The sequence below is a fragment of the Patescibacteria group bacterium genome, assembly GCA_041645165.1.
In the GTDB taxonomy this organism is placed as follows: Bacteria; Patescibacteriota; Patescibacteriia; order 2-02-FULL-49-11; family 2-02-FULL-49-11; genus 2-02-FULL-49-11.
On the sequence record JBAZQN010000002.1, the window covers coordinates 60,228 to 74,114 of the forward strand.

17 protein-coding genes and 3 tRNA genes are annotated in these 13,887 nt (G+C 46.4%); 7 read left to right on the forward strand and 13 right to left on the reverse strand.

What is annotated here, in order from left to right:
* Nucleotides 1–72: 72 nt before the first annotated feature.
* The 4 genes from WC659_01110 to WC659_01125 form a co-directional block, all read right to left on the reverse strand.
* Complete coding sequence (locus WC659_01110) at nt 73–1,281, reverse strand: pyridoxal phosphate-dependent aminotransferase (GenBank protein MFA4872518.1); 1,209 nt, start codon at nt 1,279–1,281, stop codon at nt 73–75.
* 288 nt (nt 1,282–1,569) lie between these two features.
* A complete protein-coding gene (locus tag WC659_01115; protein MFA4872519.1) occupies nt 1,570–2,526 on the reverse strand; it encodes an FAD-dependent oxidoreductase in 957 nt (318 codons plus the stop codon).
* A 119-nt stretch (nt 2,527–2,645) separates the two neighbouring features.
* Nucleotides 2,646–2,963, reverse strand: coding sequence for a thioredoxin (gene trxA, locus WC659_01120; protein ID MFA4872520.1), 318 nt, complete (start codon nt 2,961–2,963; stop codon nt 2,646–2,648).
* Between the two features lie 102 nt (nt 2,964–3,065).
* Complete coding sequence (locus WC659_01125; GenBank protein ID MFA4872521.1) at nt 3,066–3,794, reverse strand: helix-turn-helix domain-containing protein; 729 nt, start codon at nt 3,792–3,794, stop codon at nt 3,066–3,068.
* Nucleotides 3,795–4,249: 455 nt separating this feature from the next.
* Here WC659_01125 and WC659_01130 point away from each other — a divergent pair, with 455 nt between their 5' ends.
* Nucleotides 4,250–4,723 (forward strand): hypothetical protein, encoded by a 474-nt coding sequence (locus WC659_01130; GenBank protein MFA4872522.1) that lies wholly within the window; start codon nt 4,250–4,252, stop codon nt 4,721–4,723.
* Between the two features lie 237 nt (nt 4,724–4,960).
* Here the strand turns inward: WC659_01130 and WC659_01135 are convergent, their stop codons facing one another.
* The 4 genes from WC659_01135 to WC659_01150 all read right to left on the reverse strand — a co-directional run bounded on the left by WC659_01135 (nt 4,961) and on the right by WC659_01150 (nt 5,538).
* Nucleotides 4,961–5,221, reverse strand: a complete 261-nt coding sequence (locus WC659_01135; protein MFA4872523.1) for a hypothetical protein — start codon at nt 5,219–5,221, stop codon at nt 4,961–4,963.
* Between the two features lie 10 nt (nt 5,222–5,231).
* Nucleotides 5,232–5,305, reverse strand: a tRNA-Ala gene (locus WC659_01140).
* A 43-nt stretch (nt 5,306–5,348) separates the two neighbouring features.
* Nucleotides 5,349–5,422, reverse strand: a tRNA-Ala gene (locus tag WC659_01145).
* Nucleotides 5,423–5,466: 44 nt separating this feature from the next.
* A tRNA-Arg gene (locus WC659_01150) sits at nt 5,467–5,538 on the reverse strand.
* A gap of 118 nt (nt 5,539–5,656) precedes the next feature.
* Between WC659_01150 and WC659_01155 the strand changes: the two genes are divergently transcribed.
* Together WC659_01155 and WC659_01160 are read left to right on the forward strand one after the other, a co-directional pair.
* The gene (locus WC659_01155) at nt 5,657–6,094 is read left to right on the forward strand and encodes a polymer-forming cytoskeletal protein (GenBank protein ID MFA4872524.1); all 438 of its coding nucleotides are present in this window, start codon (nt 5,657–5,659) and stop codon (nt 6,092–6,094) included.
* A 14-nt stretch (nt 6,095–6,108) separates the two neighbouring features.
* Complete coding sequence (locus tag WC659_01160) at nt 6,109–6,867, forward strand: diacylglycerol kinase family protein (GenBank protein MFA4872525.1); 759 nt, start codon at nt 6,109–6,111, stop codon at nt 6,865–6,867.
* A gap of 65 nt (nt 6,868–6,932) precedes the next feature.
* Here the strand turns inward: WC659_01160 and WC659_01165 are convergent, their stop codons facing one another.
* From WC659_01165 to rpmH, 5 genes are all read right to left on the reverse strand, one after another.
* Nucleotides 6,933–7,268 (reverse strand): hypothetical protein, encoded by a 336-nt coding sequence (locus WC659_01165; protein MFA4872526.1) that lies wholly within the window; start codon nt 7,266–7,268, stop codon nt 6,933–6,935.
* Nucleotides 7,265–7,999, reverse strand: a complete 735-nt coding sequence (locus tag WC659_01170; GenBank protein MFA4872527.1) for a YidC/Oxa1 family membrane protein insertase — start codon at nt 7,997–7,999, stop codon at nt 7,265–7,267. The genes WC659_01165 and WC659_01170 overlap by 4 nt, the downstream gene beginning before the upstream one ends.
* Nucleotides 8,000–8,011: 12 nt before the next feature.
* Entirely contained in the window at nt 8,012–8,173 is a 162-nt protein-coding gene (gene yidD, locus WC659_01175) for a membrane protein insertion efficiency factor YidD (GenBank protein ID MFA4872528.1), read from the reverse strand.
* Between the two features lie 95 nt (nt 8,174–8,268).
* A complete protein-coding gene (gene rnpA, locus WC659_01180) occupies nt 8,269–8,637 on the reverse strand; it encodes a ribonuclease P protein component (protein ID MFA4872529.1) in 369 nt (122 codons plus the stop codon).
* Between the two features lie 26 nt (nt 8,638–8,663).
* Nucleotides 8,664–8,801, reverse strand: a complete 138-nt coding sequence (gene rpmH / locus WC659_01185) for a 50S ribosomal protein L34 (GenBank protein ID MFA4872530.1) — start codon at nt 8,799–8,801, stop codon at nt 8,664–8,666.
* Nucleotides 8,802–9,040: 239 nt separating this feature from the next.
* Here rpmH and dnaA point away from each other — a divergent pair, with 239 nt between their 5' ends.
* The 4 genes from dnaA to WC659_01205 all read left to right on the forward strand — a co-directional run bounded on the left by dnaA (nt 9,041) and on the right by WC659_01205 (nt 13,870).
* Complete coding sequence (gene dnaA, locus WC659_01190) at nt 9,041–10,432, forward strand: chromosomal replication initiator protein DnaA (protein MFA4872531.1); 1,392 nt, start codon at nt 9,041–9,043, stop codon at nt 10,430–10,432.
* A 253-nt stretch (nt 10,433–10,685) separates the two neighbouring features.
* Complete coding sequence (gene dnaN / locus WC659_01195; protein ID MFA4872532.1) at nt 10,686–11,807, forward strand: DNA polymerase III subunit beta; 1,122 nt, start codon at nt 10,686–10,688, stop codon at nt 11,805–11,807.
* A 171-nt stretch (nt 11,808–11,978) separates the two neighbouring features.
* Nucleotides 11,979–12,836, forward strand: a complete 858-nt coding sequence (locus WC659_01200) for a carbohydrate kinase family protein (GenBank protein ID MFA4872533.1) — start codon at nt 11,979–11,981, stop codon at nt 12,834–12,836.
* A 188-nt stretch (nt 12,837–13,024) separates the two neighbouring features.
* On the forward strand, nt 13,025–13,870 hold the full coding sequence (locus tag WC659_01205; GenBank protein MFA4872534.1) for a thermonuclease family protein: 846 nt from the start codon (nt 13,025–13,027) through the stop codon (nt 13,868–13,870).
* Nucleotides 13,871–13,887 lie beyond the last annotated feature (17 nt).

Consider the following 13,887-nt stretch of genomic DNA (forward strand, 5'->3'; position numbering starts at 1 on the left):
TGATAAGGTGCGGGACAAACATCAAAATGATGGAGTCCCGCGAAGCGGGACGAAATACCTTCATTTTGATTTTTAATTTTTTGATTTTGCATTCGCCAGAAATGCCTGCAAACCCTTCTCCAACACTGCCATCGCTATCTCCAAATCTTTTACCTTAAGCACATACGCGATCCGCACCTCGTTCCTTCCCTTTCCCGGGGTGGAATAAAAGTCCTCTCCCGGCGTTACAAACACCGTCTTGCCCTCATGCTGAAATTCCCCCAGCATGAATTTCACGAAGTCCTCGCTGTTCTTCACGGGAAGAGTGGCCATGAGGTAAAAGGCTCCTTCTGGCTGGTGTACTTTCACGCCCTGCATTTTGCGCAATGCCCCGTACACCGCATCGCGCCTGCGACGGTACTCATTGCGGATATCATCAAGGTATTTTTGAGAACCCGTGAGGAGTGGATTCACCGCAATCTGCTCAATGGTGGGCGAAGAGAGTCTTGCCTGCGCAAGCTTTAAGGCATTCGCCATCACGTCCGGACTCGTGCTTGCGAGACAGCCGACACGCGCGCCGCACAGGTTCATGCGTTTCGATGCGCTGTCCGTGAGGATGACATAAGGCGCCGCACCTGGAATTTCGTAAATACTCACTGTTTTCTTTCCCACAAACACCAAGTCGCGGTAGGTTTCATCCGCAATGATCCATAAGTGATATTTTTTTGCGACCGCCGCGACCCGCGCCAGTTCCTTGCGGGTGAATACTGCGCCAGTGGGATTATTCGGATTAATCACCACCATTGCTCTTGTCCGTTTCGTCACTGCCTTTTCAATCACTTTCCGCGAAGGAAGATGATACCCGTTATCAGAAGAAAGCGTCACAGGCACGAGCTTGATATTAAGTGCCCCCGCATAGCTTTTATAGCTCGAGTAGAGAGGTTCAAATACGATAATCTCATCGCCGGGATCGCAGGTTATCGCCATGGAAAAGAAAATCGCTTCGCTCCCGCCAGTGGTGATAAGGACATCCTTGGGGGCAAGAGGCAATCCGCGACGCTGGAAGTAGGTGGACCACGCCTCTTGTGCTTCGGCAAGACCCGTGGATGGCGCATAGGCAAGCACGCCCTTGCGCCATTTGGAAACCTCTTTCCAAAACGCAGTAGGAGCCAATAAATCCGGCTGGCCAATATTGAGCGCATACACTTTGACGCCGCGCTTCGTGGCAGCCTGCGCCGCGGGAAGGTACTTGCGGATAGGAGATGCGATCATCTCATTTGCGCGTTTAGAAATGGTAGGCATTGCTTTAATGTAAGTATACTAGATTGCTAACCTAATTCTGATAATGTCATTCCTGACCGAGATCAGGAATCCAGACAAAAAACAAACAACAAATCGGTGTTTTCTTTTGGTTTCTCGCTGGAGTTTACCCCGTACCGCGATACGGGGCGGGAATGACGTTGAAAATCGGAATTTGAATAGCAATGCACTATAACACAGTGAATATATCTATTTAGACCTTGGGATAGCCGGCATCTTCGGCACATAGGCCATCCCGTCTCGCGGGTTCGCCCCAAAGCAGTTTGAGACTCACTTACCACTCGACCCCCAATCCGGGGTGAGAATACTTGGTTTCCCTGATTTAGTCTGAATATACTTATACGCCTCAAGCGCCGCCTTCGCCCCTTCGCCTGCCGAGATCACTACTTGCTTATAATCTACATCAGTCACGTCTCCTGCGGCAAACACCCCCGGCACATTGGTGCGATTTTCCTTATCGACCGTAACCTGCCCTTTTTTATCCAACATAACTAATCCTTTCACCCAGTCTGTCCTTGCGATATATCCTATCTCTATAAATACTCCGTCTATCGAGGTTGCTCCTTGCGCATGGGTCGCCATATCCTCCCAGCGTACTCCGTCCACCTTGGAGTCGCCTGTCACTTCAATAATTTTCTTATTATAAATTATTTCTATGTGCTCAATTGCGGTCACCGCCTCAATGAGACGCGCCGATCCCAAAAGCTTCTCGCGCTGGGGAAAAAGATACACTTTTTGGCAAAGCCGCGAAAGATATTCAGCCGCATCCAAAGCTCCTCCTGCCGCCCCTACCACTCCTGTAATTTTCCCTTTGTAGAGAGGTCCATCGCAATTGGCGCAATACGTGACACCCTTCCCTTTCAAACGGTCTTCTCCTGGCACATTCAGCTCCCGGGGGGTAAGCCCAAACGCGAGGATAATCGCCTGTGCCGTTTCAGTGCCGGATGAAATTTCCACCCGGAAATGACCGTCTTCCTGCTCAATCTTTTTCACTTCTTCAAATTTTAAAGTTCCCCCGAAATCCTCGTATTGCTTTTTGAAATTTTCCATGAGATCAAGCCCATGCGTCTGCCCGAGGACACCCGGATAATTTTCAATCCAATCAGTGAGCGCCGCCTGCCCGCCAAGGTCGCGCGAAATAATGCACGTCGAAAGTGCGCGGCGGCATGTATAGATGCCCGCAGACATGCCCGCGGCGCCCGCACCCACAATAATTATATCCCACATACTTTTCTTTTACTAAAATTAAGTTAAATGTATGCGTCTGGATGCGTTGTGAATGCGTTTAGATGCGATCTTTATCTTTTTATCGCACTCATACGCATCCACTACGCACATAAACGCAATTATATCCCTAACGCCTTCTTCAACGCATCCTTCTGTTGCACCCCCACCATTTGCTGCGCTACCTGCCCGCCTTTAAATACGATAAGCGTAGGGATAGACATCACATTATAGGCTTGTGCAATTTGGGGGCTCTCATCCACATTCAGTTTCCCTATTTTCAAAGGCTTCCCCTCTTGCTCGCGAGCAAGTGATTCTATAATGGGCCCTTGTATTCTGCACGGACCGCACCACGGCGCCCAAAAATCAACAAGCACGGGAACGTCCGCTTTTAGAACCTCTGTGTCGAAATTTTCGTCGGTAAAAGTGATTTCTGCCATATAATTTCCAAAAAAATAATAAAAGTATCACCCCTACTATATCGAATATGCATATTCCTGTCTATGCACTATGTATGAAGAGAGGCGGGTAAACTCACAACACTATTTCTCCAATGTTGCCCATATATATTGCAGCAGCTTCCGTTCGCTTTCTACAATGTTCTGATCAATAATGACCGTGGCGCTCACATTCGGAAGCGACACCAGCGCAACCCGATCGTCACCTACAAGAATATCAGAAGAAATCTGGAAATCCTTGGGAAGAATCTTAACCTCGCTTAAGTCCCGGCGGTGCGGCTGTGCCGCGATGCGCGCGGCTTGGCGCGAATACACGAACATATCGTATATTTTGCCTCCCCTATTTTTCAATAATTGAAACATATGACGATTTTCTTCGTAAGAAAATACCTTAAAATACTCTTCCATTGATACCATTGCCCAAACCTCTTTTGAACGGAACACAGCCTCATACACCTTGGTTAGCTGCTCTTTGCCTTCATAAAATTCAACCCCAGGCCTGTTTCCTGCCTGCGATGAGAGCAACTTCAGCTCTGGCACTACCCGTGTGGCCAGTTCTTTCTTCTCTTCAATAAGTTTCAATAATCTCTCCGGATCCTCAGCCCGCAAATACATCTTTCTCCCCTTTGGCACTTTCACCAACAGCCCTTTCTTCAAGAGCTCGTCCACCACCAAATACGTCGTCGGCCGCTTCATAACGGCCTTGTGTGCAATATCCGTTACCGACGCAATCCCCAACCCTAAACAAACCATATAGACCATCGCTTCACTTGCCGTAAATCCTAATTTTTCAAGTGTCTGCGTATGAATCATACACACTGAATGTCATCCCTGGCCGAGACCAGGGATCCAGAAAGCAAAAAAGGTATAATCTTCCTTAATGATCTTATTTAAATTTTCACATTTTGTCAATATTTCTGACAAAAAGTTAAAAAATAATCAATATATTATCATATTTACTGCATATGTTATTTAGAAACTATAATTTTCATCTAAAATTCTTGACATTTTTCTCATTTCATACCTATACTACTGCGTCAAAATCACATTCACAATCGAAATGAGGTGAATAAAAATGAATAAACCCACAACTCCTAAAAAACCAGCAGCAGCACCAACGCCACCACCAGCGCCGCAGCAAGATCCTAACCCGACGCCACTCCCATAGAGAAACCCTCCATGGAAAAGACCGCCAGTGGGGTGACGTAAATCCGGCCCGTCGCACCCTGATAACACGACGCGACTGGCTTAAACCTTTTGGAGGCAAAATGAATTTCTTAGAAGTTTTTCTAGTCGACGCGGTCGCCGCTCTCCTAATAGTCTTGATATTTGAACTAATAGGACAAGGCGACGAGGAAGGATGGCTTGGTAACTTACTAGACTGGGTGCTTGGCCAGATCAAGAAAGGGCGACCAATGCCGTCTCCTCAGAATGAAACACAGGATCCACAGTACAGGATCGCAATCCTGTACCAAATTATCGAAACTGCGAAACTCGGCTTGCTCAATCATCCATGTTGGCGAGCTGAAGCCTGGATACTTACGGTTCCTAATAGCAGGGTGGCTGCAGATCGTGCACGTGTACTACTTCTAGACGAGCACCAGTGGTGGGGACAGAAAATTGCCATAAGGGCTATAGTAGAGGATAAGGACGGATGGATTCTTGCCAATCTCGCCGAAAAGATTGGCTGGATAGGAAATTTATTCGTTCTCCAACATCAAGACAGGAAAGGCGCCTTCTAAGGGGAGAAGGCGCCTTTTACTTATAACATCAGGTTAATATATATCACCTATGACAGCTAGGCATTATACAAAGAAACTGCTTATTTAAGACAAAATAAAATCGACCGACAAACGCCGATCGAGAAAATATTCAATACCTTAGCTATTTAAATTGTTCTACGTAGAACAACTAAAATCTATTTCTTCATTACACTTGTTATTACAGTAATGAGGCTAGACAATATTTTATGATTATACTCAATACCGTCTTCTTTCTATCCTTTCATTTGCAACTCTCGTTGTCTCATTAACAAATCCTTTTGCAACTTCTGATGCATATTGTACTGTTCCATCTCTTATCATTTTCGTCTTAATCGAAGCAATTTCTGATTTACCTTGCAATTTTTGATTATTTATATCAATTTCGTAAATTCTTCTTAGATAAATTAGTCGATTGATTAACGCAAAGAGATAAATTAAAATTATGAATCCGATTCCAAATATTGTGAAATTGCTCATAATATTGCTCTGGTGGACCTGGGGGGAATCGGACCCCCGCCTCCGCAATGCGAATGCGGCGTTTTACCACTGAACTACAGGCCCTAAAACTTTGAATTTCTAGAACTTTCTAGCAGTTGGGGTCATTTGGTGGACCTAGGGAGAATCGAACTCCCACCTCCTCCATGCCATGGAGGCGTTCTACCACTATACTATAGGCCCATAATAACAGTTTATCAGTTATTATCTTCACGTTAATAGTTTTTTGCCCCCAGTATGAATCGAACATACATCTATCCCTTAGGACGGGACTGTTCTATCCATTGAACTATGGGGGCATATCTAACCACATTTCTGTATAAATTCTAAACGATAGTGTAACATTTAATCAGAGTTTGCACAGTCTATCCAAATTTTATTCACATTCTATATACATTATACCTTTAACTCAACCCTATGTTTCATGATTCCTCAAAAATCGGCAAAAACGATGAAACGATTATTGGCGCCACGGTAAAACTTGAGGGGGATTTTGTGGGAGAGAACAATGTGGTCGTGGAAGGTACGGTGCGCGGCAGCATGAAAACAAAACAAAATTTACGAATTACTCCAAATTCAAAAATATTCGCCTCCATTGAGGCCCAAAATGCAACCATTGCGGGAGAGGTTCATGGCAATATAAAAATCATAGAACAGTTGGAATTGCTTTCTACTGCGCGGATTAATGGCGACATTGAGGCAAAAGCAATATCAGTAGCGAATGGTGCGGTGATCAATGGCAAGATTAGCATGGGAAATGCGCAAGGAAACAGTGTCAATATTACAGAACATGCATCATTCGCCAATAACCACCCCCTTGTTGCTAAATCTGTCATGGAAAGAAAAAACAAATAACCGCAAAGGGCGCTATGTACCATTATTTCTTTGATTCCTCTTTGCACCATAAGCGTTTTCACCAGGATGTGGCAAGGATAGAAACACGCATCACTGACCTTGGTATTAAGGGAAGACTCACGAGGCTTACGCCGCTCCATGATCTCCGCGAAACTGTGGAGGAATCATTAACCCAAGGCGCCCATACGCTCATTGCCGTAGGGAACGATCATCTTCTCTCACGCATTGCGAGCGTGTTACGCAACCACCCCCACTGCACCCTGGGTATAATCCCGGTTGGTGCCGGCCCTTTTATAATTTCTCATACTCTTGGCATTCCGGAGGGGATAGCCGCGTGCGACACGCTCGCCGCGCGCAGGCTGGAAGTATTCGATGCGGGCATCATGAACGACCGTGAACTCTTTATCTCTGCAATTGAAATACATAATATCCTCTGCAGCATTGAGTGCAATAACAAATATCACCTCACGCCGCTCTCCCCATCGCATGTGACTATACAAAATTTAATTTCATTTCAATATCCCGATAATTGTGATAACCCCGCTGATGGTCAATTAAGTATTTATATTCATCCGCAAGCGCCGCAATCATGGTGGAAAAAAAGAACCACCGAGCGCCTCACCCATTGTATGACAAAAAAAATTACCGTTTCGCCACTGAATGGAGAATCCACTGCCACCATAGACGGTTTTAAAATTATCCGCCTTCCTTTTACCGCTGAAATCCTGCAACACCATTTCACCTTTATTGTAGGGAAGACTCGATTGTACTAAAATAATTTACTAATATTAGCAAAAAATCCCTTCTTTTTAGAAGGGATAAAATTTTTACCCAACTACTATCGCGTAGTGGACTGTGTAGTGCCAAAAGAAGTCGCTTGTTGTGGCAGGTGCGCGATTCGCGCTTCTTTCTCTTTATCGCGCAGCACCGTACTGTCCACAATCATCTTATCTTTGGTGAGGGACACCACCTGATTGCGGTTTATGAGTAAATCCACATTCCGCAATACGCTCGCCACTATCCCCGTGGGGCGCACCTGATACTGCATGACACTCTGGCTCTCAATATCGATTTCAAGACCGACCACGTGGCCGAGGTTGTGGTGGTCGACTGTTTCTACAGGAATATGGAATAGCTGATCTGTGTTAATCATCATGGCGGTGATGATATTCAAATATTTTTCTGCGCCGCGCTAGCATCAGTGCGGCGACGGAAGAGAAACGCCTGCTGTGCCACCGTAAGCAGCGTCGTCACCAGCCAATAGAGGGAAAGCCCCCCGGGGAGCCTGGTGCCGATAAAAATTGTCATCAGTGGCATCATATAGAGCATTTGTTTATTCATGATGGCCGTCATACTCTCATCCTTGGCGCCCGGTACCTTAGGCTGCGGTTTGGTGACCAGCATCTTCGACTGCCAGAATTGCGCAAGGCCGGCAAGGACCGCAAGAGGGATTGAAGGATTCGTGAGATTCAAAAATCCGAAGCTAATCGGCTGGATAAATTCCGGCTTCGCGATAAAAGGATAGAGCGCCTCGAAACCGTTTGAACTTATACCATGCCCAAATACCTGATACAGAGCAATAAAGAAAGGCAATTGGACCAATAAGGGCAGGCATGAAGAGAATGGATTCACCTTTTCTGTCTTATACAATTCCATGGTGGCGCGCGCAAGCGCTTCCTTGTTATCGCTGTGTTTTTGCTTTAACGCATCCATCTTAGGCTGGAGGGATTGCAGCGCTTTTTGGGAGCGGATTGATTGCAAGGAAAGAGGATACAGCAGCGCTTTCACGGCAATCGTGAGTGCTACGATGGCAATGCCGATATCATGGCCGGGAAGTACATTGTAAAAAAATATCAAAAGATTAAAAAGCGGCTGATAGAGAATGAGATTATAAATATATTTCATAAGTAGTAATGCTTATGGTACAGGATCAAATGCAGGCGGGTGCAGTGGATGACATTTTAGGATTCTTCTTACTCCCAACACAATACCGCGAAGCGCGCCGTGGCGCACCAATGCCTGTCTTGTATACTCTGAACACGAAGGAAAAAATCTGCAATGGCCCCACGGACGCCGCATAGGCCCGTGGTCGGGAGAAAGGATTATCTGGTACCATCGAATGCCATGGGCCAATAACGTACCAATAAAATAATTAAGTGAAGTGGCAATTTTTCTCATATCTTAGCCGTTTTTTGAGTATTCTGCCTTAACACTGAAAGATGCCTCACCAATAACAACAAATCATTTTCTATAGCTTTAAATGGCTGTGGTGATAAATATCTTTTTACGATAAAAAATATATCTAACCCCACAGGAAGAGAAGAAAAATTTTTCCGCACTGCTTCCCTTAACTGCCGCCGCAGACGGTTGCGCCCCGTCGCGTGCTTAATGACGCTATTTGGTATCACAAACCCAACCCTTGTGCTCTTCATTCCGTTCCGGCAATAACGCATTCCTATCCATGCGCAATTCCTGACGCCACCTTCCCGATAGATGCGGTTAAAATCCTCTGAACTCCTGATACGGTGCTGCAGGGATAACATAATTATTTCTTGTGCGCGGTGGCTCCTTACACGGTCAATCGCGCCCTTTTCTTGGTCCTGCGCCTCGAAAGCACGTGCCTGCCGCTCTGTGTTGCCATGCGCGCGCGAAATCCATGGACGCGCGAACGTCTGCGTGTTTTTGGTTGATAAGTGCGTTTTGGCATAGTAATAAAAATACGAAAATTGAATACGGTTACGTATACTATACCGAAATACCCCCCTGCCAGCAAGTGAGAGAAATCAATAATGACTCATGCACAAAGTCTGCACAGGTTGTACACAAAATTGCCAAAAAACCTTATTTTCTGCTATGGTGATGCCGTGCTATGATAGATGCATCACACCAAAATAGCGTCGTATTGATCGTACATGACCGCTCGTCTCGATGACGTTTCAACGACCTATGCCTGACATGACCCATAATGAACTCTGGCAAGCCGTGCTCGGGGAACTCGAGCTCTTGCTTTCTCGTGCGCATTTCACCACGTGGTTCAAACATACATTCATTATCGAAAAGGACGGTATTCGATTGGTCGTGGGTGTTCCCAACACCTTTACCAAAACATGGCTTGAAAATAAATATCACACGTCAATCCTCAAAGCGCTCCGTAGTGTCACCCATAATGAGGTGCGCGAAGTGTCCTACCAGGTGGAAACCCGGCATACGGCACTGCAAACGCCTTATACTCCTCTCGAGGCTAGCTCAGGACCCGCTGCCGAACCTATGGCCCCGCATACGATGAGCCGCATGGACGAACACGGCCTCAATCCCCGCTATATATTCCAGTCATTTGTGGTAGGGAAAAATAACGAGCTTGCGCACGCAGCCGCCAGGGCGGTTGCCCAGCAGCCAGGAATGGTCTATAACCCTCTTTTCATTTATGGAGGGGTGGGGCTGGGCAAGACGCACCTAATGCAGGCAATCGGGCACGAACTACTAAGCCATGACCCCTCAAAAAAAATCCTCTATACCTCATGCGAAAAATTTACCAATGAATTCGTGTTCTCCATTAAAAATGGCAACGCAGATTCGTTCAAAGACCGCTATCGCAATGTCGACATATTGCTCATTGATGATATTCATTTCATGACAGGGAAAGAACAGACCCAGGAGCAATTTTTCCACACCTTCAACGAACTCCATCAGCATAACCGACAAATCGTCATCTCTTCCGATCGCCCTCCCAAAGCGCTTCCCGGGCTTGAGCAAAGGCTCATTTCCCGATTTGAATGGGGTATGATCGCAGATATCGGCATGCCTGACTTGGAAACCAGAACTGCCATCCTTGAACGCAAGCTTACCGAGCGCAATATCACCCTTGATGCGAGTATTATAGCGTCCATTGCCTCTGCTATTCAATCAAATATCCGCGAATTAGAAGGGGTCCTTAACCGCATCCTTGCCTACCAACAGCTCGGCGGCACCATCCTTACCCCCGAATCAGTGCGTTCGCTCCTTATCACTATTACAGCGACCCCCAAACGAGGCGCAATCACCCCTAAACATCTCATGAAGGTAGTGGCGCAATACTATGACATTTCCATTGAAAACTTGATCGGTGAGAGTAGAAAGAAGGAATTGGTAATGCCGCGGCAAATCGTTATGTATCTCATGCGGGAAGAGATAAAAAGCTCTTTCCCTAATATTGGCGCTGAACTCGGCGGGCGCGACCATACGACTGCTATGTACGCATATACAAAAATCGTTGATGAGTTGGAGAAGAATGAAAGAATACGTCAAGATATTGCGCTCATCCGCCAGCAGTTATTCAACCAGACATGGGATAAAGGGTAAATGAACTGTGGGTGAAAATAATTTTTTTCTCTTTTTTTCTCTCCCACCGTCTCCTCTCCTCAAACCATACACACCTTACTAAAAATAATTACTTTTGGATAACAACAAGAGAAGTTGTTAAAAAAAATCTCTTTTATTTAATTTCCTTTTAAAATGTAATTAAAAAATTTCATTTTTTCTCCTCACCCTCGTTTCACACCTTTTATACACCACCCTTATCACTACCATCACTCAATATATAAAATAAATGATTATGATATTCACCTGCACACAAGAAAATCTTCATCGTGGGTTTGGGGTTGTCAGTCATGTGGCGAGCCGTGCCACCACCCTTCCCATCCTTTCTAATATTCTCATGGAGATACAAGGCAATACCCTTGTGCTTTCGGCAACCAACCTCGAAATTGGGGTCCAAACAAAAGTGCGGGGTAGGGCGGAGGAGGAGGGAAAAATTGTAGTGCCCGCAAAACTTATCAGCGAGTGTGTATCGCTTCTTCCGAGAGAAAATGTAAGCATTACCCAAGAAGGGGAGAATTTAAAGGTGCAAAGCGGATCATTTGAAAACAAAATCCACACCGTTCCCGCCGATGATTTCCCCCTTCTTCCGGTAATAGAAAAGCAAATAGCATTCTCTTTGCATCACGCAAAACTAAACGAACTTATTCAAGCCACGCTTTTTGCCGCTTCATTTGATTATACAAGGCCTGAGCTCGCGGGGGTGTATATGCACATTGTGAAAGGAAAATTGACCGCCGCGGCCACCAATAGTTACCGTTTGGCTGAAAAAAGCATAGAAATTACAAATCAAACTATTGATCTTCCGGGTGTAATTATCCCTATCCGCACCATGCAGGAGGTGGCAAGAATACTTCCTTTAAGCCATGCGGACCAAGGTGAAGAAGATATGGTGGAGGTGGTGATTGGCCAGCACCAGGTGTCATTTATGATGGGGGATACCGTGATGGTGAGCCGGCTTATCGAGGGGCTGTATCCTGCCTATCAGGAGATTATACCCTCTACATATGAATCACTCATCACGGTTGAAAAGGAGCTTTTAGCGCAAGCACTGCGCGCGGCAAGTCTGTTTTCAAAATCGGGCATGAATGATATTTCTCTCATGGTACTCCCCGAAGAGCAGGGGGTGCGGTTGCGCGCGATGAATATCCATGTAGGAGAAAATACCACCGTGGTTCCCGCGAAGGTGGAAGGAAAATCTGATGAAGTAGTGTTGAATTGGCGCTATCTCGCGGAAGGGCTCGAGAGTATCACGACCGAGTCAGTGAATATAGAAGTCACGAATTCTAAAATCCCCGTGCTTCTCAAACCCTCAGGAGTGAAAGATCATCTCTACCTCATTATGCCCATTCGGCAGTAAGGGTGCCTAAAAATAAACTTTTCGTTTCCTTCCTCGTCAACCATGGATGATCTCTATATCTTATAATTAGTCAGAGCTTTAGTGATATGTTATTTTTTATGGCACCTAAGGATTCTCATGCGTCCTAAAGGAAAAATTTTAGTGTCTGGGTCCATGGTCTACGATAAAATCATGGATTTTCCAGGGCGGTTTGTTGATAATATTATACCTGAGAAAATTCATGCTTTAAGCGTTAATTTTGTTGTGGAGAAAATAGAGGTGAAGGTGGGTGGTACAGCCGGAAATATCGCATATAATTTAAAGCTTTTAGGAGAGGAACCAGTCATTTTTTCGCAAGCTGGCAGAGACTTTGGCGTATATCAGAAATGGCTGCAGCGCCACCGTATTGCGTCCGATGAGATAAGGCTCGTGTCACGCAAGGATACGACAGTAGCCCACATTATCACTGACCGCGACGATAATCAGATTGCCGCACTGCATTTGGAGACCATGGGAGTACCTTGCGGGATTACTGCACAAAAGGTGAAGCGGCACTTGCCCGTGGCAATGGCGATTATCGCGCCCGGCAATGTCACTGATATGATGGATGCGGCAAGGGTGTATAAAACACTAGGGGTGCGGTATATTGCAGACCCGGGACAAGAGATTCCGCTGTTGTCAGCTCGCGAACTTAATTATTTAATACAAGGAGCCCACGTATTGATCAGTAATGACTATGAATTTGCCCAAATAAAACAAAAGCTTAAACAGAGCGAGAAGGAAATTTTACGCAATGTAGAAACTATTGTGGTAACACTGGGAGCAAAAGGTTCGCTTATTTATCATAGGGCCCATACGTATACCGTGAAGGCGGTGCGTCCGAAAAAAGTAGTGGACCCGACTGGTGCAGGAGACGCGTATCGCGCCGGGTTTATTAAAGGCTTAGTCAGCGGGTGGAGCCTGCCGCGATGCGGTGAATTTGCGTCCTATATCGCGAAATTTCCTGTGGAACATTATGGTACGCAGGAGCATCGATTCAAGGTAAGGTAACTACTCACTGGGGCATTCTCCAATCCCGCAGTGGAGTCCCCTCTTTTGCATGGTGGGGGTGTCGATGGTCAGTGGGTTGCATGCAGGTGAGGTTAAGAGGTAGAATTTTTACTGAAATCGCGCAACATACTATACTGAAAGAGTGCCAGTACCGGCACAATACGTGTATCTGATTTTTAATCCTTTATATGCGGCTATTCCGCCCACCGCGCATCAATCCTCTATTTGCAATGTTCTTATACGGGACGCTCACCGGGGCCTTTGTGACACTCCTCGTCGTCACCCGTTTTTCGCCCCTTGCAGGTTCAGATGACCAAGGAGCGGTGAAAGGTGTCTCTACTGAAATACAGGCGCAACCGCAGGGTGTGGTATCATTGCGCGCAGTGAGTGCACCTTTGCAGGGAGCGCTTTCGGACGCAGTAGTGGTGAAACGCGCGATAGACGGCGATACTGTAGAGCTTGAGAGCGGACTGCGGGTGCGCTACATCGGTATGGATAGTCCTGAAATGGCAGAGCGCGGGGTTGAGGGGTGTTTGGCTACGGCTGCGCAAGAAGCAAATAGTAATTTAGTGCAAGGCAAAACCGTCCGTATGGAACGCGATACCAGCGATAAAGACCGCTACGGAAGGCTATTGCGGTACGTGTGGCTCGATACTATGCAGATCAATATCATGCTGGTGGAACAAGGGCTTGCGCGCGCGGTGGCCTACCCGCCAGACGTGAAATACCAGCAAGAGCTTGCCGCTGCAGAAACGCGCGCAAAAGAAGGGAGGCGCGGGCTTTGGGGAGATTTGTGCCGCACGGCCGCATCCGGCGATGCCACAGAGGAGCAAACGGTTTCTCCTGCGCTCCCGCCCGTGTCAGAGTGCACTATGAAGGGAAACATTTCGAACGGCGAAAAGATATACCATCTCTCTGGGTGCAAAAGTTATACAAAAACCGTCATCACGCCCGCAACCGGCGAGCGCTGGTTCTGCACCGAAGAAGAAGCGCGTGCCGCCGGCTGGCGGAAGGCAAAAGATTGTCCGAATTAGTAGTATATACTATTATT